22 protein-coding genes and 1 pseudogene are annotated in these 21,772 nt (G+C 72.1%); 9 read left to right on the top strand and 14 right to left on the bottom strand.

What is annotated here, in order from left to right; translation table 11 throughout:
- Both AB0I04_RS03735 and AB0I04_RS03730 read left to right on the top strand, forming a co-directional pair.
- A pseudogene (locus tag AB0I04_RS03735) lies at positions 1 to 214 on the top strand (hypothetical protein); the annotation flags it as partial.
- A gap of 97 nt (positions 215 to 311) precedes the next feature.
- Complete coding sequence (locus AB0I04_RS03730) at positions 312 to 2,192, top strand: alkyl sulfatase dimerization domain-containing protein (protein WP_360878389.1); 1,881 nt, start codon at positions 312 to 314, stop codon at positions 2,190 to 2,192.
- A gap of 8 nt (positions 2,193 to 2,200) precedes the next feature.
- Here AB0I04_RS03730 and AB0I04_RS03725 read toward each other — a convergent pair whose 3' ends face one another.
- The 6 genes from AB0I04_RS03725 to AB0I04_RS03700 all read right to left on the bottom strand — a co-directional run bounded on the left by AB0I04_RS03725 (position 2,201) and on the right by AB0I04_RS03700 (position 6,468).
- Positions 2,201 to 2,533 carry a hypothetical protein gene (locus AB0I04_RS03725; protein ID WP_360878386.1) on the bottom strand — a complete coding sequence of 111 codons (333 nt, stop codon included), beginning with the start codon at positions 2,531 to 2,533 and terminating at the stop codon, positions 2,201 to 2,203.
- On the bottom strand, positions 2,530 to 3,159 hold the full coding sequence (hisH, locus tag AB0I04_RS03720; RefSeq protein ID WP_360878383.1) for an imidazole glycerol phosphate synthase subunit HisH: 630 nt from the start codon (positions 3,157 to 3,159) through the stop codon (positions 2,530 to 2,532). The genes AB0I04_RS03725 and hisH overlap by 4 nt, the downstream gene beginning before the upstream one ends.
- Positions 3,156 to 3,746: an imidazoleglycerol-phosphate dehydratase HisB gene (gene hisB / locus AB0I04_RS03715; RefSeq protein WP_360878822.1), complete on the bottom strand. Its 591-nt coding sequence runs from the start codon at positions 3,744 to 3,746 to the stop codon at positions 3,156 to 3,158. Before hisB ends, hisH begins: the two co-directional genes overlap by 4 nt.
- Positions 3,747 to 3,766: 20 nt before the next feature.
- Positions 3,767 to 4,840 carry a histidinol-phosphate transaminase gene (locus AB0I04_RS03710; RefSeq protein ID WP_360878380.1) on the bottom strand — a complete coding sequence of 358 codons (1,074 nt, stop codon included), beginning with the start codon at positions 4,838 to 4,840 and terminating at the stop codon, positions 3,767 to 3,769.
- Entirely contained in the window at positions 4,837 to 6,144 is a 1,308-nt protein-coding gene (gene hisD / locus AB0I04_RS03705) for a histidinol dehydrogenase (protein ID WP_360878378.1), read from the bottom strand. Before hisD ends, AB0I04_RS03710 begins: the two co-directional genes overlap by 4 nt.
- Positions 6,145 to 6,294: 150 nt before the next feature.
- Positions 6,295 to 6,468, bottom strand: a complete 174-nt coding sequence (locus tag AB0I04_RS03700) for a hypothetical protein (RefSeq protein WP_360878375.1) — start codon at positions 6,466 to 6,468, stop codon at positions 6,295 to 6,297.
- A gap of 267 nt (positions 6,469 to 6,735) precedes the next feature.
- Here AB0I04_RS03700 and AB0I04_RS03695 point away from each other — a divergent pair, with 267 nt between their 5' ends.
- Together AB0I04_RS03695 and ybaK are read left to right on the top strand one after the other, a co-directional pair.
- On the top strand, positions 6,736 to 7,398 hold the full coding sequence (locus tag AB0I04_RS03695; RefSeq protein ID WP_360878372.1) for an LON peptidase substrate-binding domain-containing protein: 663 nt from the start codon (positions 6,736 to 6,738) through the stop codon (positions 7,396 to 7,398).
- A 23-nt stretch (positions 7,399 to 7,421) separates the two neighbouring features.
- Positions 7,422 to 7,919 carry a Cys-tRNA(Pro) deacylase gene (ybaK, locus tag AB0I04_RS03690; RefSeq protein WP_360878370.1) on the top strand — a complete coding sequence of 166 codons (498 nt, stop codon included), beginning with the start codon at positions 7,422 to 7,424 and terminating at the stop codon, positions 7,917 to 7,919.
- Here the strand turns inward: ybaK and AB0I04_RS03685 are convergent.
- Positions 7,803 to 8,357 (bottom strand): hypothetical protein, encoded by a 555-nt coding sequence (locus AB0I04_RS03685; protein WP_360878367.1) that lies wholly within the window; start codon positions 8,355 to 8,357, stop codon positions 7,803 to 7,805. The genes ybaK and AB0I04_RS03685 overlap by 117 nt on opposite strands.
- A 159-nt stretch (positions 8,358 to 8,516) precedes the next feature.
- Between AB0I04_RS03685 and AB0I04_RS03680 the strand changes: the two genes are divergently transcribed.
- Both AB0I04_RS03680 and tuf read left to right on the top strand, forming a co-directional pair.
- Positions 8,517 to 9,197 carry a DUF6882 domain-containing protein gene (locus AB0I04_RS03680; protein WP_360878364.1) on the top strand — a complete coding sequence of 227 codons (681 nt, stop codon included), beginning with the start codon at positions 8,517 to 8,519 and terminating at the stop codon, positions 9,195 to 9,197.
- 266 nt (positions 9,198 to 9,463) lie between these two features.
- Positions 9,464 to 10,648, top strand: a complete 1,185-nt coding sequence (gene tuf, locus AB0I04_RS03675; protein ID WP_360878361.1) for an elongation factor Tu — start codon at positions 9,464 to 9,466, stop codon at positions 10,646 to 10,648.
- Between the two features lie 61 nt (positions 10,649 to 10,709).
- Here tuf and AB0I04_RS03670 read toward each other — a convergent pair whose 3' ends face one another.
- From AB0I04_RS03670 to AB0I04_RS03660, 3 genes are all read right to left on the bottom strand, one after another.
- Entirely contained in the window at positions 10,710 to 12,095 is a 1,386-nt protein-coding gene (locus tag AB0I04_RS03670) for a gluconate:H+ symporter (protein ID WP_360878358.1), read from the bottom strand.
- A gap of 350 nt (positions 12,096 to 12,445) precedes the next feature.
- On the bottom strand, positions 12,446 to 14,065 hold the full coding sequence (locus AB0I04_RS03665) for a D-aminoacylase (protein ID WP_360878355.1): 1,620 nt from the start codon (positions 14,063 to 14,065) through the stop codon (positions 12,446 to 12,448).
- A complete protein-coding gene (locus AB0I04_RS03660) occupies positions 14,065 to 15,321 on the bottom strand; it encodes an amino acid deaminase (RefSeq protein WP_360878352.1) in 1,257 nt (418 codons plus the stop codon). Before AB0I04_RS03660 ends, AB0I04_RS03665 begins: the two co-directional genes overlap by 1 nt.
- Before the next feature lie 172 nt (positions 15,322 to 15,493).
- Between AB0I04_RS03660 and AB0I04_RS03655 the strand changes: the two genes are divergently transcribed.
- Positions 15,494 to 16,258, top strand: a complete 765-nt coding sequence (locus tag AB0I04_RS03655) for an IclR family transcriptional regulator (RefSeq protein WP_360878349.1) — start codon at positions 15,494 to 15,496, stop codon at positions 16,256 to 16,258.
- The gene (locus tag AB0I04_RS03650) at positions 16,251 to 16,655 is read left to right on the top strand and encodes a RidA family protein (protein WP_360878346.1); all 405 of its coding nucleotides are present in this window, start codon (positions 16,251 to 16,253) and stop codon (positions 16,653 to 16,655) included. Before AB0I04_RS03655 ends, AB0I04_RS03650 begins: the two co-directional genes overlap by 8 nt.
- A 30-nt stretch (positions 16,656 to 16,685) precedes the next feature.
- Here the strand turns inward: AB0I04_RS03650 and AB0I04_RS03645 are convergent, their stop codons facing one another.
- Positions 16,686 to 17,315, bottom strand: coding sequence for a GPP34 family phosphoprotein (locus AB0I04_RS03645; protein ID WP_360878343.1), 630 nt, complete (start codon positions 17,313 to 17,315; stop codon positions 16,686 to 16,688).
- 55 nt (positions 17,316 to 17,370) lie between these two features.
- Positions 17,371 to 18,642 (bottom strand): MFS transporter, encoded by a 1,272-nt coding sequence (locus AB0I04_RS03640; RefSeq protein ID WP_360878340.1) that lies wholly within the window; start codon positions 18,640 to 18,642, stop codon positions 17,371 to 17,373.
- Positions 18,643 to 18,713: 71 nt separating this feature from the next.
- On the opposite strand from AB0I04_RS03640, the gene AB0I04_RS03635 reads away from it, so the two are divergent.
- Positions 18,714 to 19,679, top strand: coding sequence for a helix-turn-helix domain-containing protein (locus tag AB0I04_RS03635; RefSeq protein ID WP_360878337.1), 966 nt, complete (start codon positions 18,714 to 18,716; stop codon positions 19,677 to 19,679).
- 117 nt (positions 19,680 to 19,796) lie between these two features.
- Here the strand turns inward: AB0I04_RS03635 and AB0I04_RS03630 are convergent, their stop codons facing one another.
- Positions 19,797 to 20,486, bottom strand: coding sequence for a response regulator transcription factor (locus AB0I04_RS03630; RefSeq protein WP_360878335.1), 690 nt, complete (start codon positions 20,484 to 20,486; stop codon positions 19,797 to 19,799).
- A complete protein-coding gene (locus AB0I04_RS03625) occupies positions 20,483 to 21,724 on the bottom strand; it encodes a sensor histidine kinase (protein WP_360878332.1) in 1,242 nt (413 codons plus the stop codon). Before AB0I04_RS03625 ends, AB0I04_RS03630 begins: the two co-directional genes overlap by 4 nt.
- Positions 21,725 to 21,772 lie beyond the last annotated feature (48 nt).

Here is a 21,772-nt window from a genome sequence, read left to right as displayed (position 1 = left end):
CCCCAACGCCGGAACCAACAGCCAGAAAGACAACAACAAAAACAACAACCACAACGGCGACACCTCCAACGAAAGCAACCCCAACGCCGGAACCAACAGCCAGAAAGACAACAACAAAAACAACAACCACAACGGCGACACCTCCAACGAAAGCAACCCCAACGCCGGAACCAACGGCGGCGATCGCCCGCTGCGGGCCGGTGGGCCGAACTGATGGCAGAGAACGGTGACGGGGACCCCACACAGGTCGCCGGCCGCAGACCGGTCGCGTGAAGACCTCCGTGGGTAGGACCCGTGGAGGGATAAGTCAGATGGACATCACGCAGAAACCGGCCACCGAGCCGGTCATCGCGCAGCACGAGCAGACGCTGAAGACGTTGCCGTTCCACGACCGGCAGGACTTCGAGGATGCCCGGCGCGGCTTTCTCGGTGCCCTCGCTCCAAGCGACGTGCGCGCCGCCGACGGTCGCGTCGTCTGGGACGGCGACTCGTACCGGTTTCTCGGGGATGGGGATGAGGCCCCGGAGACGGTCAACCCCAGCCTGTGGCGGCAGTCCTGTCTCACCGCGATCCAGGGACTGTTCGAGGTAGTGCCGGGGATCTACCAGGTGCGTGGCCTGGATCTGTCCAATATGACGCTGGTCGAGGGCGAGCGCGGGGTCATCGTCATCGACCCACTGCTCTCCGCCGAGACCGCCGCGGCCGCGCTCGGCCTCTACCGTGAGCATCGCGGCGACCGTCCGATCACCGGGATCGTGTACACGCACAGCCACGCGGATCACTTCGGCGGCGTCCGCGGCGTGCTCCCCATGGCGGACGCCGAAGCCGGCGACGTCCCGATCGTCGCGCCGGCCGGGTTCACCGGTCACGCCGTCAGTGAGAACGTCTACGCGGGGACGGCGATGGCCCGCCGATCCGGTTACATGTACGGCGCCGCCCTGGAGCGCGGGCCGCGAGGGCAGGTCGGCGCCGGGCTGGGGCAGACGGTGTCGACCGGTGCGGTGGGGCTCGTCCCGCCGACCGTCGAGATCACCGCGACGGGCGAAGAGCAGATCCTTGACGGTGTCCGCGTGGTCTTCCAGATGGCTCCGGGAAGCGAGGCGCCCGCCGAGATGCACCTGTACCTTCCCGAGCGGCGCGCGCTGTGCATCGCCGAGAACGCCACGCACGTGCTGCACAACATCCTCACGATCCGCGGTGCCCTGGTGCGCGACTCGCGTGTCTGGGCGGGCTACCTGACCGAGGCCATCGACCTGTTCGGCGCGGACCTGGAGGTCCTCTTCGCCTCCCACCACTGGCCCATCTGGGGGCGCGAGCGCGCGGTCGAGTTCCTCGGTCTGCAGCGTGACCTCTACGCATACCTGCACGACCAGACCGTGCGCATGATCAACCAGGGCCTGACCGGGCCTGAGATCGCCGAGGCGATGGTGCTGCCGCCCGCGCTGGAGCGCGCGTGGCACACGCGTGGCTACTACGGCTCCGTGAGTCACAACGTCAGAGCGATCTACCAGCGCTACATGGGCTGGTACGACGGCAACCCGGCCCGCCTCTGGCCGCACCCGCCGGTCGAGGCCGGGCGCCGGTACGTCGCGTTCATGGGCGGCGCGGACGCCGTCGTCGCCAAGGCACGGGAGTCCTTCGCCGACGGCGACTTCCGCTGGGTGGCCGAGGTGCTCGGCCACGTGGTGTTCGCCGAGCCGGACCATGAGGCCGCGCGGGAACTGCTGGCGGACACCTTCGAACAGCTCGGCTATGGCGCGGAGAACGGGACCTGGCGCTGTGCCTACCTGTCCGGTGCCCACGAACTGCGCCACGGCGGGTTCGGCACGCCCACGGCCACCGCCTCACCGGACATGCTCGCCCAGTTGAGCGCCGAGCAGGTCTTCGACTCCCTGGCGATCCGGGTGAACGGCCCGCGCAGCTGGGACGAACGGGTCGTGCTCGACCTCGTCCTCACCGACACCGGCGCACGGTACCGGGTCGTGCTGCGCAACGGCGTCCTCACCTACACGAAGGCGCCACAGGCGGATCCCGCCGACGCGATGCTCCTCCTGCCGGCCGGGGCGCTGGCCGCCCTCGCCATCGGCGGGACTCCTCCCGGGATCGAGGTCGACGGCGACACCTCGGCGCTCGGCCGACTGCTGGCCACGCTGGACGCGCCGGACCCCGACTTCGCGATCGTCACTCCGTGAACGCCTGGTCAGGACCGGCGGTCGAAGGCGAGTGTGACGAACACGGGGATCAGGAACACCGACAGCGCCAGCACCCCCAGCCGCTCCATCCACGAGGACAGGTTGATCCAGGTGATCACCTGGACGAGCAGGAACACGACCGCCACGATGGCGTTCTGCTCGCGGCGGCGGCGGGCGAGAATGCCGCCGGGCCGGCCGGACCGGCGCGGCACCCACCGCGTGAACCGAGCGACCAGCGCGCGGCGGCGGGCCGCGCGGGCGTTCCGGCGGGCGGCCTCGGCGGCGGCGCGCTCGCGTTCGGCCTCCCGCTCGGCGCGCCGCCGCTGACGCTCCTTGCTCATGAGAGCGTCGACAGCCAGTTCTTCAGGACGGCGGCCCCGGCGTCACCGGACTTCTCCGGGTGGAACTGCGTCGCGCTCAGCGGGCCGTTCTCCACCGCGGCGACGAAACGCTCGCCGTGCTCGCTCCAGGTCACCAGCGGCGGCGTGAACCGGCCGGGCGGCATCTCCCAGCGGCGCACGCCGTACGAGTGCACGAAGTAGAACCGGGTGTCCGGCTCGAGGCCGGCGAACAGGACCGTCCCCTCCGGGGCCTCGACGGTGTTCCAGCCCATGTGCGGCAGGATCGGCGCCTCGATCCGCTCCACCGTGCCCGGCCACTCCGCGCAGCCGTCGGTGGCGATCCCATGCTCGACGCCCTTCTCGAACAGGATCTGCATGCCGACGCAGATGCCCAGCACCGGACGGCCACCGGCGAGCCGGCGGCCGATGATCTGCTCGCCGCGGACGCCGCGCAGGCCGTTCATGCAGGCGGCGAAGGCGCCGACGCCCGGCACGACCAGGCCGTCGGCGTTCAGGGCGGCGTCGAAGTCGGCCGTGACCGTGACGTCCGCGCCGACGCGGGCGATGGCCCGCTCGGCGGACCGGAGGTTGCCCGATCCGTAGTCGAGGACGACGACGTTCTTCACAGCGTGCCCTTGGTCGAGGGAATGCCGTGCGCGCGCGGGTCGTGGGCGACGGCGTCGCGCAGCGCCCGGGCGAGGGCCTTGAACTGGGCCTCGACGATGTGGTGCGCGTTGCGCCCGTACGGGACGTGGACGTGCAGGCAGATCGCGGCGTTGAAGACGAACGCCTCGAAGATGTGCCGGGTCATCGTCGTGTCGTAGTCCGGACCGATCATCGGGGCGATGCCCTCCGGCTCGGTGTGCACGAGGTACGGCCGGCCGGACAGGTCGACCGTGACCTGGGCGAGCGTCTCGTCCAACGGCACGCTCGCGTCGGCGAACCGCCGGATGCCGGACTTGTCGCCGAGCGCCTCGCGGAACGCCTGACCCAGCGCGATCGCGGTGTCCTCGATCGTGTGGTGGCTGTCGATGTGCAGGTCACCGGAGGTCTTCACGGTCAGGTCGAACGACCCGTGCTTGCCGAGCTGCGTCAGCATATGGTCGAAGAAGCCGACGCCGGTGGCGACGTCCACCCGCCCGGTGCCGTCCAGGTCGACCTCGACGACGACCTGGGTCTCCTTCGTGCCGCGCTCGACGCGTCCGGTCCGCATCCGCTCTCCTCCGGTAGAACTCACGTACTCTCCTTCAGGGCGGCGCGGAACGCCGCCATCTCCTCGGGCGTCCCGACGCTCACCCGCAGCCACTCCGGCGGCCCCACCTCGCGGATCAGCACGCCGCGGTCGAGCACGCCCTGCCAGACGGCGCGCCGGTCGGGGAACCTCCCGAACAGAACGAAGTTCGCGTCCGAGTCGGCGACCTGGAAACCCTCGCCGCGCAGCCAGCCGACCAGGGCGTCGCGCTCGGTACGCAGCGCCTGCACCGCGCCCAGCAGCTCCTCCTGAAACGCGATCGCCGTCCGCGCAACCGTCTGCGTCACCGCCGACAGGTGGTACGGCAGGCGGACGAGCAGCAGCGCGTCGATCACCGCCGGGTCGGCGGCGAGGTAGCCCACGCGGGTGCCCGCCATCGCGAACGCCTTGCTCATCGTCCGGGTCACGATCAGCCGTGGATTGCCCGGCAGCAGCGACAGCGCGCTCGGCGTCCCCTCCCGGCGGAACTCGGCGTACGCCTCGTCGACCACGACCATGCCCGGCGCGACCTTCAGCACCGCCTCGATCGCCTCGAGCGACAGCGACGTGCCCGTCGGGTTGTTCGGCGAGGTCAGGAACACGATGTCGGGCCGGTGCTCCCCGATCGCCGCGACCGCCCGCTCGGCCTCGAGCCCGAAGTCCTCGTCGCGGTACGCGTCGATCCACGCCGTGCCGCTGACGCGGGTGATGATCGGATGCATGGAGTACGACGGCTCGAAGCCCATCGCGGAACGCCCCGGGCCGCCGAACGCCTGCAGGATCTGCTGAATGATCTCGTTGGAGCCGTTGGCCGCCCAGACCTGCCGCGCGGTGAGCCCATGACCGAGATAGTCGGCGAGGTCCTTGCGCAGCTCGACGGCGTCGCGGTCGGGGTAGCGGTTGAGGCCGCCGGCGACGTCGGCGACCGCGCGGCCGAGCGCCTCGACCAGCCGCGGCGACGGCGGGTAGGGGTTCTCGTTCGTGTTGAGGCGTACGGGTACGTCGAGCTGCGGCGCTCCGTACGGCTCCCTCCCGCGCAGGTCGTCGCGGATCGGCAGATCGCTCAGAGACGTCACTCGGGGATTCCCCAATCGAACCGCGCCTTCATGGCGGCGCCGTGGGCGGGCAGGTCCTCGGCCTCGGCGAGCGTGACGACCCGCCGGGTCGTCTCCGCCAGGGCCTGCTCGTCGTAGTCGACCACGTGGATGCCGCGCAGGAACGTCTGCACCGACAGACCGCTGGAGTGGCAGGCACAGCCGCCCGTGGGCAGCACGTGGTTCGAGCCGGCCATGTAGTCGCCGAGCGACACCGGCGCGTGCGGGCCGACGAAGATCGCGCCGGCGTTGCGGACGCGCGCGGCGACCGTACGGGCGTCGGTGGTCTGGATCTCCAGGTGCTCGGCGGCGTAGGCGTCGACGACCTTCAGCCCCGCGTCGACGTCGTCGACGAGCACGATCCCGGACTGGCGGCCGGCCAGGGCGGCGGTGATGCGCTCGGCGTGCTTGGTCCGCGCGACCTGCGCGGCCAGCTCGCGCTCCACGGCGGCGGCCACCTCCTCGGAGTCGGTGACGAGGACGGCGGCGGCGAGCGTGTCGTGCTCGGCCTGGCTGATCAGGTCGGCGGCGACATGCACCGGGTCCGCGGTGGCGTCGGCCAGGACCGCGACCTCGGTGGGGCCGGCCTCGGAGTCGATGCCGATCACGCCCTTGAGCAGCCGCTTGGCCGCCGCGACCCAGATGTTGCCCGGCCCGGTGACCATGTCGACGCGCCGGCACTCCTCGGTGCCGTAGGCGAACATCGCGACGGCCTGCGCGCCGCCCGCGGCGTACACCTCGTCCACGCCGAGCAGCGCGCACGTCGCGAGGATCGTCGGGTGCGGCAGTCCCTCGAACTCCTGCTGGGCGGGCGACGTCACCGCGAGGGAGTCGACCCCCGCCTCCTGGGCGGGCACGACGTTCATCACGACGCTGGAGGGGTAGACGGCCTGGCCGCCGGGGACGTAGAGCCCGACCCGCTCCACCGGCACCCACCGCTCGGTGACGGTGCCGCCCGGCACCACCTGGGTGGTGACGTCGGTGCGCCGCTGGGCGCGGTGGACGACGCGGGTGCGGCGGATGCACTCCTCGAGCGCGTCGCGGACGGCCGGGTCCAGTTCGTCGAGGGCGCAGCCGATGGCCGCGACGGGCACCCGCAGCGACTCGACCTTCACCCCGTCGAAGCGCGCGGTGTAGTCCCGTACGGCCTCGGCGCCGCGATGGCGTACGTCATCGCAGATGGGCCGCACCTTCTCCAGGGCGGCCTCGACGTCGAGCTCGGCTCTCGGCAGCACGGAGCGCAGGTCGTCCGGCAGGGACCCGCGCAGGTCGATACGGGATATCACCTGATCAGTCTACGAAGGACCCCCACCGGCCCGGACGCCGGTCTCACCCACCGAGACACCAAGAATCCGTACGCGCCGGTATGTCGACGGGCGGTCGGTGAAGGCGTCCACGACATACACGCGCATGCCGTCACCGTTGATCATTCGGGCCTACACGCCCGGTCGTGCGCCTCCGGTGAACTCCGGCCGGGTCTCCGGCCGTTCGGCGCCGGCCGGGCCGACGTCGGGGAAGCCGCCCCAGCGGCGAGGGCGGGCGACGATCCAGCCGAGGATGAATCCGACGCAGAGACTGGCGATCGTCAGGAAGAACATGCTGAGCCACATACGGGCCTCCGGGCGAAACCACCGGCGGGAGGTACCGCCGTGCCGCGACGGCGTGGCCGCGCGGTCGTCCGACCCTAACTCCGCAGGTCGTGGTGGTGTGTGCCGGTTGACGCGATCTAGTTCAAGGTGACTACGGTCACATCGCCCCTGGAACGTTCCGGTTATCAGCCTCGTGATCGTTCCGAGCCAGGGCCTTTACGTTGTAGATCACAGAAACGCCCGAAATCCGAGGCGACGGCGAGGGCCGGAACGTCGTACGCTGGCGCCGTGACCGAACGGCTGCCGATCTTTCCGCTGGGAGCCGTGCTGTTCCCGGGGCTGGTGCTGCCCCTCCAGGTCTTCGAGGAGCGGTACCGCGACCTGATGCGCGATCTCCTCGAGTCCGAAGAGCCGCATCGGTTCGGCGTCGTCTCGATCGAACTCGGCCATGAGGTCGGTCCTGGTGCCGCCCGCCGGCTCTCGTCCGTCGGCTGCACCGCGGAGATCCGGGGCATCCAGCAGCACGACGACGGCCGGTACGACGTCGTCACGACCGGCGGAACGCGCTTCCACATCGAGCAGATCGACGACTCGCTCTCCTACCTCAACGCCGACGTCACCCTCCTGCCGGAGGAGGACGGCCCCGGCGCCGACAAGATCGCCGGGCCGGTGACCCGTCTGTTCCACCGCTACTGCGACCGGCTGACCGAGCACGGCGCCGAGGTGGCCGCGCTCGACGACCTGCCGACGGATCCCATCCAGCTGTCGTATCTGGTCGCCGCCTCCGTGGTCCTGGACCGCCCGGACCAACAGCGGCTGCTCGAGGCCGAGGACGCCGCGACCCGGCTCCGCCTGGAGTACGGCCTGCTCCGCCGGGAGAACCTCCTCCTGGAGGCCTTCCCGACCGTTCCCGCGGCGGAGTTCCTCGGCGGCACCGTCAGTCCCAACTGACCCCGAGGAAGGAAAGACCACCAGTGGCATCCAACCGGCGATCGGGCGGCAAGGGCACGCCCGCCACTGTGTCGGCGACACGCGCCGGAATCCTCTTCACCCTGCACCCGTACGAGGCCGGCTCCGACGCGGACTCCTACGGCGAGGCCGCGGCCGACGCCCTCGGCGTGCCGCACGACCGGCTCTTCAAGACGCTGGTGGCCGAGGTCGACGGCGACCTCACCGTCGCGGTCGTACCGGTGTCGTCCACGCTCGACCTCAAGGCGCTGGCCGCCGCCACCGGCGGCAAGCGCGCCGCCATGGCCGACCCGGCGCAGGCCGAGCGCGTCACCGGCTACGTCCGGGGCGGCATCAGCCCGCTCGGGCAGCGCAAGCGGCTGCCGACGGTCGTCGACGCGTCCGCGTCAGGGTTCCCGACGATCTACGTCTCGGCCGGTCGGCGTGGCCTCCAGATCGAACTGGCCCCCGCCGACCTGGTCCGGCTGACCGGCGCCGCCACGGCCGGGATCGCCCGCGGCTAGCCGCCTGCGCGACTCCCGGCCCGCCACGTCCAGCGCCTCCAGCAGGCCGAACACCACCGCCGCCGTCAGCGGCCAGGCGAGGACCACGCCGAAGGCGTGCAGGGCGAGCGGGGCCCGGACCAGCGTGCCGTCCCCACCCGCCCGCAGCGCATGGTGGTAGGCGCTCAGGCCGATGACATGGCCCAGCCGCCACGCCACGACGGCCGCCGCACCGGCGCCGACGGCGGTCCCGGCGAGCATGCCGAACTCGCCCAGGCGCCCGGCCAGGAGGTAGGCGGCGACGCCGCACAGCAGGCCCGCCGCGGCGGTGACCACGGCGAACCAACCGTCCGCCGCGATCAGCGTCCCGGCCTCCGGATCGGCGAGGAGCGCCTTACCGCCCGATATCTGATAGGCCGTCCGCGGTGCGAGGGCGACCCACAAAAGCCCAATGGGCACGCCCAGCACAGTGATCGCAAGCGCCGCCAGCACTCCTGCGCGAATCCGGCTCGCCACTCGCCCTCCCCCGGCGTCGGTGAACATCGCAGCGTACCGCCTTAACCTGGACGTCGACCGGCCCACGTCGCGGCATGAATCTTCTGAGATAGTGTGCCCGCCATGTCTGGATTCAGCCCGGCGTTCGAGCGGCTTGGTGCCGCCTACGCGGCGGTCGCCGCACAGCAACAGGAGGTTTTGGCGGAGTTCCTGCCGGCGGCCGACTGGAGCACCGACCTGACGACCGGCACCTATACGCAGGGAGACGTCACCCTGCACGTGGCCCTCATCGGGAGCTTCGCCGAGAAGGACCGCAGCTGGCTGTGGGGCTGGGCCAACCCGCAGTTCGGCCCCTCCCACCCGGGGGTGCTGAACCCGAAGGCCATGGGCTCCCGCCTCGGGATCCCCGAGATGACCTCGGGCGAGCTGGACCTGTCCTGGTACGAGGGACCGGCCCGGAACGGCGGTGAGCCGATCGCCATGGTCGCCACCAGCATGCTCGGCCTGACCGGCACGATCCCCGGTCCCTACGATGGCGGGATCGCCTACTTCGCCGTCCGCGACCCGGCCGTCCCGGCGGCCACGTGGGACTCCGCCACGGCGCCCCGCCTGATCACCAACGCTCTCTCCCTGTTCCCCGCCGATCATCGGCTGACCGTCATGCGGTTCTTCAGCCATCATCGGCTGGCGTACCGGCAGACCGAGACGTCGATCATCGCGACGCTGCCGGACGGCGGTGCCTGTGTCGCGGAGTTCGACGATCAGGACCGCCTGGCGAACCTGTCGGTGACCGTCCGTTCCTGATCGCCGAGGTTCCCGAAAGATCCTCGGCCGAAAAATCGATCGACCGGCGGCGCCGCGCGCCGTACCTTCGTGGCATGTTCCGCATGGCCGCCCTCCTGACGCCCGCGCACCTCGACGCGCCGGGCGCCGCGGCCGTGCTCGCCGACGGCCTGCGACGCTGACCCTCCTCCGCCCCGTCCTTCGAGAACCCGCGGAGGAGGGTGGCACGGCAGGGGCCTCGTCCCCTGCCCGGGTTCTCACGTTCGATCACGACGCGAGGACGAATCATGGCCAAGCAGATCTACGAACGCGGCAAGCCGCACCTCAACATCGGCACGATGGGCCACGTCGACCACGGCAAGACCACCCTCACCGCGGCGATCACCAAGGTGCTGAGCCGGCAGGGGCTGGCCCGGGTCGTGCCCTTCGAGGGCATCGACCGCGCCCCGGAGGAGCGCGACCGCGGCATCACGATCAACATCGCGCACGTGGAGTACGAGACGTCGACGCGGCACTACGCCCACGTCGACATGCCCGGCCACGCCGACTACATCAAGAACATGGTCACCGGCGCGGCGCAGATCGATGGGGCGATCCTCGTCGTGTCCGCGCTGGACGGCGCGATGCCCCAGACGCGGGAGCACGTGGTGCTCGCCCGGCAGGTGGGAGTCCGCCACGTCGTCGTCGCCCTCAACAAGGCCGACGCCGTGTCGGACCCCGAGCTGCTCGACCTGGTCGAGCTGGAGGTCCGTGAGCTGCTGTCGGCCTACGGCTTCCCCGGGGAGGAGATCCCCGTGGTCCGCGTGTCCGGGCTGCGGGCCCTCGAGGACGACCCGTACTGGACGAAGCGGATCGACGACCTTCTCGCGGCGGTCGACGCGTACGTGCCGATCCCGGCGCGGATCCTCGACCGGCCGTTCCTGCTGCCGATCGAGAACGTGCTGACGATCACCGGGCGGGGCACCGTCGTCACCGGCGTCGTCGAGCAGGGCGCGATCCGGGTCGGCGACCACGTCGAGGTCGTCGGGCTGGGTGCGACCCTGACCACGGTCGCGACCGGCCTGGAGACGTTCGGCCAGTCGATGGACCACGCGGAGGCCGGCGACAACACGGCCGTGCTGCTGCGGGGCGTCCGCCGGGAGCAGGTGCGCCGCGGTCAGGTCGTCGCCGCGCCGGGGGCGATCCGCCCGCACGCGCGGTTCCAGGCCGAGGTGTACATCCTCGGCGCCGAGGAGGGCGGCCGGAACCGGCCGTTCTTCACCGGGTACCGGCCGCAGTTCCACATCCGGACGACGGACGTGGTCGGCGACATCGACCTGGGCGAGGGCGGGATGGCGCTGCCCGGTGACACCGTCACGATGGCGGTGGAGCTGGGCCGACCGGTCGCCCTGGAGGAGGGCCTCGGCTTCGCGATCCGCGAGGGCGGCCGCACGGTCGGCGCGGGCACCGTCACCGCCCTGCCCGGCCGGTAGTCCGCGGTCTTCGGCCACACCCCGCCAAGGGGTGTGGCCGAAGACCGGCGGGAGAGCGAGTTCAGATCACCAGGCTGAGCAGGCCCGCCATCGCGAACCCGACGACGGACAGGATCGTCTCGAGCACGGTCCAGGTCTTCAACGTCTCCTTGACCGACATGTTGAAGTAGCGGGACACGATCCAGAAGCCGCCGTCGTTGAGATGCGAGGCGATGATCGAGCCGGCGGCGACCGCCATCGCGATCAGCGCGAGGTGCGCCTGGCCGTAGTGATGGCTCTGGACCAGCGGGCCGATGATGCCGCCGGTGGTGACGAGCGCGACGGTCGCCGATCCCTGGGCGAGCCGGAGCCCGCAGCTGATCAGGTAGGCGAGGACGATGACCGGCAGGCCCGCGTCGGACATCGTGCCGGCCAGGGCCTTTCCCACGCCGGTCGCGGCGATGACCGCGCCGAAGAACGCGCCGCCGCCGACGACCAGCAGGATCATGCCGACCGGGCGCAGCGACGCGGACGCGAGCGAGGCCAGCTCGGAGGCCGGGATGCCGCGGCGCGTGCCGAGCAGCCACATCGCGAGCAGGACGGAGATGGTCAGGGCGACGGCGGGCGTGCCGAGGAAGGTCAGCACGGGAAGCACGGAGCTGTTCTTCCACCAGACGTCGCCGAAGGTGGCGAGGAGGATCAGCACGAGCGGCACGGCGATGATCGCGCCCACCAGGCTGAGGGGCGGTTCGGGCCGCTCCGCGCGCTCGGCGCTCTCCTCACCGACGACGAAGTCCTCGGGCACCTCGACGCGCACCCGGTCGCCGATCCACGCGCCCCACGCGACGCCGGCGACGAGGAACGCCGGGATGCCGCAGACCAGGCCCATGACGATGAGCCAGCCGAGGCTGACCCCGAGCAGCCCGGCGACGGCCACGGGGCCGGGGTGCGGGGGCAGGAACGCGTGGGTCATGGACAAGCCCGCGAGCAGCGGGAGCGCGTAGGTGATCAGGGAACGCGTGCCGCGCCGGGCCGTGATGTACACGAGCGGCGCGAGGACGAAGATGCCGATATCAAAAAAGACCGGGATGCCGAAGATGAGGCCGGACAGGCCCATCGCCAGCGGGGCGCCCCTCTCGCCGAACACCCCCAGCAGCCGCCGGGTCAGGACGTCGGCGCCTCCGGAGGCCTCCAGGATCGCGCCGAGGATCGTGCCCAGTCCGATGATCGGCGCGATGTGCCCGAGGATCCCGCCGAACCCGGTCTCCAGGATGGACGTCTTGGAACTCAGCGCCGTGCCCACGATCTGGGTCACGCTCAGCCCCGCGGCCAGCGCGAGCAGCAGGCCCGACACGATGAGCGCGATGAACGGCTCGAGCTTGACCTTGATGATGAGGAAGAGCAGAACGGCGATCGCTACCGCGCAGAGCAGCAGCAGACCTCCGGTCTCGTGTTGCAGCCAGTGCATGATGCGTGACCCTTCTGGGAGCGGGGTGATCGCCCGCGGTGCGGCGGGGATCCGGGGGAAGAAGGCTCAGGTGATCGGCGCGGTCTCGGAGAGGAAGGCTCGAGTGGTCGGGGCGTTCTCGAGGGGCTCGGGTGGTCGGTGCGGTCGGATGGTCGAGGCGGTCCCGAGGGGCTCGGATGGTCGGGGCGCTCGGGTGGTCGTGCGGGGCTCGGGTTCGGGACAGGGTCGGGTGGTCGTCGCGGGGGCTCGGGTGGTCGGGGGGCTCGGGTGATCGGGGGGTCTTTGGGGGCTCGGGTGGTCGGGGCGGTCTGAAGGCTCAGGCGATCGGGCGGTCTCGTTGACCGCCCTGCTCAGCGGGTGTCTCCGTGCGGGGTGCGGCGCAGCGACCGTCCGGGCAGCGCCCCGGTGTGCCGGCCGTCGGCGATGACGGCGACGCCGCCGACGAAGACGTACGGGATGCCCTCGGGCCGCCGACGGGGCTCGTCGAACGTCGCGGTGTCCCGTACGGTCGCCGGGTCGAACAGGACGAGGTCGGCGTGGTGGCCGGGCCGGATCAGTCCGCGGTCGGTCAGCTTGAGCCGGCGCGCCGGGCGTCCGGTCAGGTGCGCGACGCACTCTTCGAGCGTGAGGACGCCCAGCTCGCGGACGTAGTGGCCGAGGTACCGCGGGAACGTGCCCCACGCGCGGGGATGGGGCCTGGCCGCCGCGAGCAGGCCGTCGCTTCCGCCGGTGTGCGCCGGGTGCCGCATGATCGCGCGGACGTTCTCCTCGTTCCCGACGAGCTGCAGGATCGTCGTCGCGAGTTCGTCGGCGAGGAGCCGGTCGCAGTAGACGTCGAACGGGGTCCGGCCCGACGCGGCGGCCAGCTCGGCGAGCGTACGGCCGACGACGGCGGGCTCGCGCGCGCCGGAGATCTGGACGGTCTCCCACTCGATAGGCACGCCGTGGGAGCCGTCGGAGCCCTCGATCTCCATCGTGTGCCGGATCCGCTCCCGCGCGGCGGGGTCGCGCAGCCGGGCCAGGATGGCGTCCGGGCCGCCGGCGGACGCCCAGCTCGGCAGCAGTGCCGCGAGCGTGGTCGAACCCGGAAGGTACGGGTAGGTGTCGAGCGTGATGTCGCAGCCGCCGGCGATCGCGTCGTCCAGCAGGGCCAGCAGTTCGGCGGCGCGGCCGGCGTTGACGCGGAAGTTCATCGTCGCGTGCGCGAGGTGCAGCGGGCAGCCGGAGGCGCGGGAGACGTCGATCATCTCGGCGTAGGCGTCGAGGGCTCCGGCGCCGTACGAGCGGTGGTGTGGCGAGTAGAAGCCGCCGAGCCCGGCCACGACCCGGCACAGCTCCACCAGCTCGGGCGTCGTGGCGTACATGCCGGGCGCGTAGGTGAGCCCGCTGGACATCCCCACCGCGCCTTCGCGCATGCCGGTGGACACGAGCTCCTTCTGCCGGGCCAGCTCCGCGTCGGTGGCCGGCCGATCGGCCCAGCCCATCGCGAGCATCCGCACCGAGCCCTGCGGGACCAGGTAGCAGGCGTTGACCGCGATGCCCTGGTCGAGCCGGTCGAGGTACTCGCCGACGCTCCGCCAGTCCCAGGCGAAGCCGGGCGGGTCGCCGTTCCAGCCGGCGATGGCCTGGCGGGTCTGGCCGAGCGTGGTGTCGTCGACGGGGGCGTAGGACAGGCCGTCCTGGCCGAGGACCTCGGTGGTGACGCCCTGGCTCACCTTGGCCTCGTGGTCGGGCTCGACGAGCAGCCGCAGGTCCGAGTGGGCGTGCATGTCGATGAACCCGGGGGCGAGCGCGAGCCCGGAGGCGTCGATGACCCGGCGGCCGTTCGGCGCGCCGCCGACTTCGCTGATCCGGCCGTCGGTGACGGCGACGTCGGTGATCCGGCCGTCGGTGACGGCGACGTCGGCCGTACGTCCCGGCGCGCCCGTGCCGTCGACGACGTACGCGCCGCGAATCACCAGGTCGGCCATCAGAACCACGTCCGCACGAGGTCCACGACCGCGCCGGCGGGGTCCACCACGGGGATGAGCGTCCACTTGTCGAAGGCCGTGCACGGGTGGGAGAGCCCCAGGCGGATCACGTCGCCGACCTCGACGTCCGGCAACGCCATGCCGTCCTCCGCCGACCGGAGGAAGGCGTGCTGGTCGTTGAGAGCAGTGATCCGGGCGCCGCCGAGGGCGCCCTTGCCGCGGATCGACTGCGGCTCCGGCAGCCCCTCGTCGTACGGGAAGTCGCGTTTTCCGCCGTCGAGCAGCGCCAGACCCGGCTCCGGCCGGGAGACCACGCGCGCCCACCCGTGCATTGCCGGGCGGAACGGCGTCCCCGCACCCCGCGAGAACGGCGAGATGACGCGGTAGAAGCCGTCGTCGTGGATGACGTACGCGCCGCTGCGCAGCACCACCCGGCCGGTCGCTCCGCCGAGGACCTCGACGACCTGGTCGAAGTAGGCGCTGCCGCCGGCGGTCACCACCGGGTCGGCGATCTCGTACGGCATCCGCTCGTGCAGCGCCGCCATCCGCTCCAGGTACGCCTCGACCGCGGCGAGACCGGCGGAGGAGGCGTCGTGGGCGAGCGCGCCCTCGTAACCGCCGACACCCGCCAGGCGCAGGGCCGGCGTCGCGCGTACGGCGTCGGCGATGCGCAGCGCCTCACGATCGTCGCGGACCCCGGTGCGGCCGTGGGGCCCGCCCAGTTCGACGCAGACGTCAACGGGACGCCGAGACCCGGCCGCGCGCAGGGCGGCGTCCATGAGCTCCACCCCGGGCACCGAGTCGACCCAGCACGTGAACTCGAAGTCGGGGTCGCGGTCGAGCTCGGCCGCCACCCACGCCAGTCCGGCCGGATCGAGCAGGGCGTTCGCGAGCATCAGCCGGCTCACCCCGAACGCCCGCCCGACCCGCAGCTGCGGGAGGTTCGCGAGGGTGATCCCCCAGGCGCCGGCGTCGAGCTGCCGCTTCCACAGCGCGGGCGCCATCGTCGTCTTGCCGTGCGGCGCGAGGTGGACGCCGGCGGCCGCGGCCCAGCCGGCCATCGTGGCGATGTTGTGGTCGAGGGCGTCGGCGTCCAGCGTCAGCAGCGGGGTGCCGAACTCCTCCAGCGCCGGGCGCGCCGCGAGGAACTCCCCGACGGTCGAGCCGTGGGCGGCCGCGGGCACCGCCTTGAAGCGCCAGTCGAGACGCTCGTCGCGCAGCGCGCTGACGGCGTCCTTGTCGATCTTCTCTGCCACGATCACCTCCGGCGTTGCGTATTTTGCAACGTCCGTTGCGCGATATGTTCCAGTGGTTGTAGCATCGCCGCCACGCGAGAGTCAATGGGGCATGTGTCGCAGATGAGCAGTAATGGGGCATCGTGCCGCGGTGGAGACCCGGTGGGACCGGCGACGATGAGCGGAGGGTGCGGTGAGCCAGAGCCTGGCGCGCGCGTTGCGGATACTCGTCGGCCTGGAGAAGGGCCCGCGGTCCCTCGACGACCTCGCCGGTGAGCTCGGCGTGCACAAGACCACCGTCCTCCGGCTGCTGCGCACGCTCGAGGACGAACGGTTCGTCTATCGCGACGGCCTCCACCGGTTCCACCTGGGCGCGCGGTTGTTCGCGCTGGCCGACTCGGCCCTCGCCCAACGTGAGATCCGCGACCTCGCCGCGCCCCACCTCCAGCGCCTGAACCGGTCCACCGGGCAGACCGTGCACCTCGGCGTCTATGAGGGCGGCGAGGTGTTCTACCTGGACAAGCGCGACTCCGGGCAGTCGATCCAGATGTACTCCCGGGTCGGTCTCCGCGTGCCGCTGCACTGCACCGCCCTGGCCAAGGTGCTCCTGGCCGACCTGCCCGACGAGCGGCGACGCGAGGTCGTCCAGGCGATCGACTACACCCGGTTCACCGAGAACACCATCACCGACCCGGAGGCCCTGCTCGCCGAGCTGGCCCGGGTGGCCCGGCAGGGATACGCGATGGACGACGCGGAGCACGAGACATTCATCACCTGTGTCGCCGCGCCCATCCGCGACGCGAGCGGCCGGGTGGCGGCGGCCGTCTCGATCTCGGTACCGCACGTCCTACTGAGCCGCGCCGAGGTGCTCGACCTGCTTCCCGAGCTGCTCACGACCGCCCGCACCATCTCCGCCGACTGCGGATACACCGAGATCGAAGGGAACGGCCATGGCTGACAAGATCGAGATCCGGAGCGAGGGCGCGCCCGCCCCGGCGTGGGTGTTCTCCCAGGGGGTGCGCCGGGGACCGCTCGTCCAGGTGTCGGGGCAGGGCCCGCAGGACCCGGCGTCCGGCGAGTACGTCCACCCGGGCGATGTGAAGGCGCAGACCACGCGGACCCTGGAGAACGTCAAGGCGATCCTCGAGGCCGGGGGCGCGAGCGTCGAGGACGTCGTGATGTTCCGCGTCTACCTCACCGACCGCGACGACTTCGCCGCCATGAACGAGGCGTACGGCGAGTTCGTCAAGGCGAACTGCCCGGGTGGGGTGCTCCCCTGCCGGACCACCGTCTTCGTCGGCCTGCCGCAGGAGTCGATGCTGGTCGAGATCGACGCCCTGGCCTTCACCGGCTGACAGCCGGAGCCTCTCGGCGGCGAGCATCGGTCAGGCGGACACGCTGCGGTGCTCGGCCGCGAGGGCCCCGCGCACGGCGGTGGCGACCCAGTCGCCGGCCGCCATCTCGCGCATCCGGTCGCGGAGGATCCGCCAGTTCCCGGAGGTCGCGAAGACCGCCTTGCCCAGTCCCGAGGCCGCCACGAGCGCTCCGAGGGCGAGCGTACGGGCGTCGGCGGGTGCCGCGCCCGTCGTGACGGCGGCGACCACCCGCTGCTGCGCCTCCCACAGCCCCACGATGTCCCGCACGGGGTAGCGGGTCTCGACGAACACGCCGAGCGTACGGTGACGGTCGACCGCGACCTGGCCACGATCGGCCAGGCGTGCCAGCAGGCGCCGCTGGTGGTCCGTCGCGCGCAGGCGCGTCACCCACTCCTGGGGCGTACGGTTGCGCGGCGAGGTCGCGATGTCGGTGAGCAGGCCGTCGAGGACCGGGTCGCCGACGGGTTCGGGGTCGGCGACGGCCAGCGCCGCGCCGTTCAGCCGCAGCCGGCCGGCGAGCCGGAGGTCCGACAGCATCGCGCCGCCGACCCCGCAGTCCAACTCGACGGGGCCGATGCGGCACTTGCCGCGCAGGTCATAGGCGAGAAGCAGCAGCTCCTCGGCCAGTGTCTCGGGCACGCCCGGAACTGTAGGCGGCCCGCACGACGCTTCGGTAAACACCAAGCAAAGCGTTTTAACCAGTCATAACGCGCCTCTTGATCCGGATCGACAGGAGAGCGGCGAGCAGGCAGAGGACGCCCGCGCCGTACCAGGCGGCCGCGTAGTCGCCCAGGTGGTCGCGGATGATGCCTGCCGTGACGGCGGCGGCAGCAGCGCCGATCTGATGGGAGGCGAAGACCCAGCCGAAAACGATCGGGCCGGTCAGGCCGAAATGCTCGCGGCACAGGGCGACCGTGGGCGGCACCGTCGCCACCCAGTCCAGGCCGTAGAAGATGACGAACACCAGCATGCTCGGGTGCGCGGTCCGGGCGAACAGGCTCGGCAGGACCAGCAGCGAGCAGCCGCGCAGGAAGTAGTAGACGCCGAGCAGCACCCGGGAGTCGACCCGGTCGGTGAGCCAGCCGGAGAAGATCGTGCCGGCCACGTCGAAGATGCCGACGAGCGCGAGCAGGCTCGCCGCCGTGGTCTCCGGCATCCCGTGGTCGTGGGCGGCCGGGATGAAGTGCGTGCCGACGAGGCCGTTGGTGGAGGCGCCGCAAATCGCGAAACCGCCCGCGAGCAGCCAGAAGACCGGGGTCCGGACAGCGGTCGCGAGGGCGCCGAGCGCCCGGCGCGCGGCGCCCTCGTTGTGCGGCTTCGGCACCGGCTCGGTCGCGCCGTACGGCGGGAGCCCGACGTCGGACGGGTGGTCGCGCAGGAGGAGCGCGACGAGCGGGACGACGGCGAGCGCGGTGACACAGACCGTGAGGGCCGCGGACCGCCAGCCGTACATGTGGGTCAGGTGGGCCAGGACCGGCAGGAACACCAACTGCCCGGCCGCGCCGCCCGCGGTGAGCACACCGGTCACGATGCCCCGGCGCTTGACGAACCACCGGCTGGTCACGGTGGCGACGAACGCCATGGCCATCGACCCGGTGCCGAGGCCGATGAGCACGCCCCAGCAGGCGACGAGCTGCCAGGACGCCGTCATGAAGACGGTCAGGCCGCTGCCCGCCGCCACGAGCACGAGCGCTCCCGAGACCACCCTGCGGATGCCGAACCGGTCCATCAGAGCGGCCGCGAACGGCGACGTGAGGCCGTACAGGAGGAGGTTGACGGAGACGGCCGAGGCGATCGTGCCGCGCGGCCAGCCGAACTCGGCGCGCAGCGGGTCGATGAGGACGCCGGGCGTCGCGCGGAATCCGGCCGCCCCGACGAGAGCGACCAGCGTCACCGCGGCGACGATCCAGGCGCGGTGCAGACGCGGGCTGGTTCGGGCCGGAGTGTCGGGAAGTGTCTGGGTCACCTGAGGGAGTCTCGCCGTCACGGCCTCCGGCTGCGAGTGGCCCGAAGGCCAACATGTGAAAGAATCGGGCCATGCCTCACGAGGTGGTCGTCCTCGCCCTCGACGACGTGGTCGCGTTCGACCTCGGCGTGCCCGCGCAGATCTTCGGCGCGGCACGCGACACCGCCGGGCGGCCTCTCTACCGGGTCCGCGTCTGCACCCCGGACGGCGGGCCGGTGCGCACGTCGGCCGGGTTCGCCGCCGTCCCCGACCACGGCCCGCAGATCCTCGCCACCGGCGACACCATCGTGATCCCGGGTGTGCACGGCGGCACGGCCCTGGAGGAGGGCGTCCTCGAGTCATCGGTGGCCGACGCGCTCGCCCGGCGGCGACCGGGCACGCGGGTGATGTCGATCTGCACGGGCGCGTTCGTGCTGGCCGCCGCGGGCCTGCTGGACGGCCGCCCGGCGACGACGCACTGGTTGCACGTCGAGCGGTTCCGCGCGCTGTATCCGACGGTACGACTCGACCCCGGCGTCCTGTTCGTCGACGACGGCGACGTGCTGACCTCGGCCGGGGTGGGTGCTGGAGTGGACCTGTGCCTGCACGTCATCCGCCGCGACCACGGCAGCGCCGTCGCCAATCGCGCGGCCCGGCGCTCGGTCATGCCGCCGTGGCGGGAGGGCGGCCAGTCGCAGTTCATCGAGCGGCCGCTGCCGGAGCCCGCGGGATCCTCGACGGCGGAGACCCGCGCCTGGGCGCTCGAGCGGCTGCACGAGCCGCTCGACCTGGCACGGCTCTCCCGCCGAGCGGGCATGAGCGTACGGACGTTCACCCGGCGGTTCCGCGCGGAGACGGGGCTCAGCCCGGCGCAGTGGCTGGTCCGGCAGCGGATCGAGGAGGCCCGGCGGCTGCTGGAGACCACCGACCTGCCGATCGACCAGGTGGCCGCGCGCGCCGGCCTGGGCACGGCCGTATCGTTGCGCCAGCATCTGCATGCCGCCGTAGGCGTCTCCCCGGCCACCTACCGCAGAACGTTCGGCGCCTCCGCGACCTGACTCCCGCCGCGCCTCCGGCCGTCCGCCGCAGGGACCTTCCACGCCTCGGCGACCCCACCGGGCGTCTCCCCCGGCCGTCCGCCCCGACGCGTCGGCGGTCCGGTCCCGCCGTGTCCGTCAGCCGTCCGGGTCCCACGGGCGGACGGCGGCGTCGCCGGCTGTCACGAGGCCGGACTCGTAGGCCAGGACGACGAGCTGGGCGCGGTCACGCGTGCGCAGCTTGGTCATGGCGCGGCTGACATGCGTCTTCGCCGTGGTCGGGCTGATCACCATGTGCGCGGCGATCTCGTCGTTGGACAGGCCGCGGGCGACCAGCGCCGTCACCTCCCGCTCCCGGTTGGTGAGGGCGGCGAGCGCGTCCGGCGTGGAGATGCGCGGGCGCCGGGATACGAACTCCCTGATCAGCCTGCGGGTGATGGCCGGTGCGAGCAGCGCGTCGCCGCGAGCGGCGACGCGGACGCCGTGCAGCAGGTCGGCCGGTTCGGTGTCCTTGACGAGGAAGCCGCACGCGCCCGCGCGCAGCGCGTCGAAGACGTACTCGTCGAACCCGTAGTTGGTCAGCATCACGACGTGGACGCCGGCCAGGCGCTCGTCGGCCGTGATCCGGCGGGTTGCCTGGATGCCGTCGACCACGGGCATCTGAACGTCGACGAGGGCGACATCGGGCCCGTGCCGGAGGGCGAGTGCGACGGCCTCTTCGCCGTTCGCCGCCTCGCCGACGACCTCGATGTCGTCCTCGGCCTGGAGAAGGGCGCGGAATCCCGCACGGATGAGCGCCTGGTCGTCGGCGAGCAGCACCCGGATCACGGCGCCTCCCGCCGGACCCCGGCGGCACTCCCGGCCCCGGTGCCGGCGGCGACGGGCGTTGGCCCGGAAGCGGCGCCGTCCGCCGGGTGTTCAGGCGGCTCGCTCAGGGGGAGCTCGGCGCGTACGGTGAATCCCCCTTCCGGGCGGGGCGCGGCGCTGAGCCGCCCCGCGAGGGCGGTGACCCGTTCCCGCATGCCGGTCAGGCCGACGCCGGGCGTCGGGGTCGTCCCGGGCCGGGCCGTGCCGTCGTCGTCGATCTGGACGGTGAGCGTGTCCGCGCCGTAGTCGAGGCACACCGACGCGGACGCGGCGCCGGCGTGCCGGGCGACGTTGGTCAGCGCCTCCTGCACGATGCGGTACGCCGCGCGGTCGACGGCGGATGGAAGTTCGCGGGTCCGGCCCACGATGGTCAGGTCGGCCTGCAGGCCGGCGGAGCAGGCGCGCCGCAGGAGCTGCGGCAGCCGGTCCAGTCCGCTGCCGTTGGTCTCGCCGTCGGACTCGCGCAGCACCTCGAGCGTCGCTCGCAGCTCGCGCATCGCCTCGCCACTGGCCTCCTGGATGGCCAGCAGCGCCTCTGGGACGTCCTCGCCGCGTTTGCGGGCGAGGTGGATCGCCACGCCGACCTGGACCTTCACGATGGAGATGCTGTGGGTGAGCGAGTCATGCAGTTCGCGGGCGATGCGCAGGCGTTCCTCGCCGGCGCGGCGCAGCGCCATCTCCTCCCGGGTGCGCTCGGCCTCCGCCGCCCGCTGCTGTGCCTCGCGAACGTAGGCGTCCCACTGCCGGATGGCCCCGCCCATCATCACGCTGGCGACCAGCCAGCCGGCGAGCAGGAACCGGTCCTGGAGCACCTGCCGGAATGGTTCCCCGTGGTGCAGCGTCAGGTCCGTGATCACGACGATGACGAGGGCGACCATGGGCGCCGGGGCGGCGGCCCGGTGTCCGGCGCGGGACGCGGTGAACAGTGCCACCATCACCGGCTCGGCGGCTGCGATGCCCGGATATCCGCGGACGAGGTAGACGAGAACGCACGTGGTGGTGACGAGGAGGACGGCGACCGGCCACCGGCGGCGTACGAAGAGCGCGGCCGACCCGGACAGTAGGAGCAGGTAGCCGAGGGCGTCCAGGCCGGTACGCCCGGGAGGCGCGATCGCGGCGCCGATCAGGGCGACGGCGGCCACGGCGGTCGAGACGATCAGATCGGAGGCCGGCGGACGCAGCCGGTGCTGGATCCCCATTCGGGCAGCTTAAACCGCGGACGTCGCCCCGCGGCTCCTCCGAGAAGC

The organism is Actinoallomurus sp. NPDC050550 (genome assembly GCF_040655075.1).
GTDB lineage: Bacteria > Actinomycetota > Actinomycetes > Streptosporangiales > Streptosporangiaceae > Actinoallomurus.
Note: the sequence above shows the minus strand (reverse complement) of the source record. Positions and strands in the feature narration are given on the sequence as shown.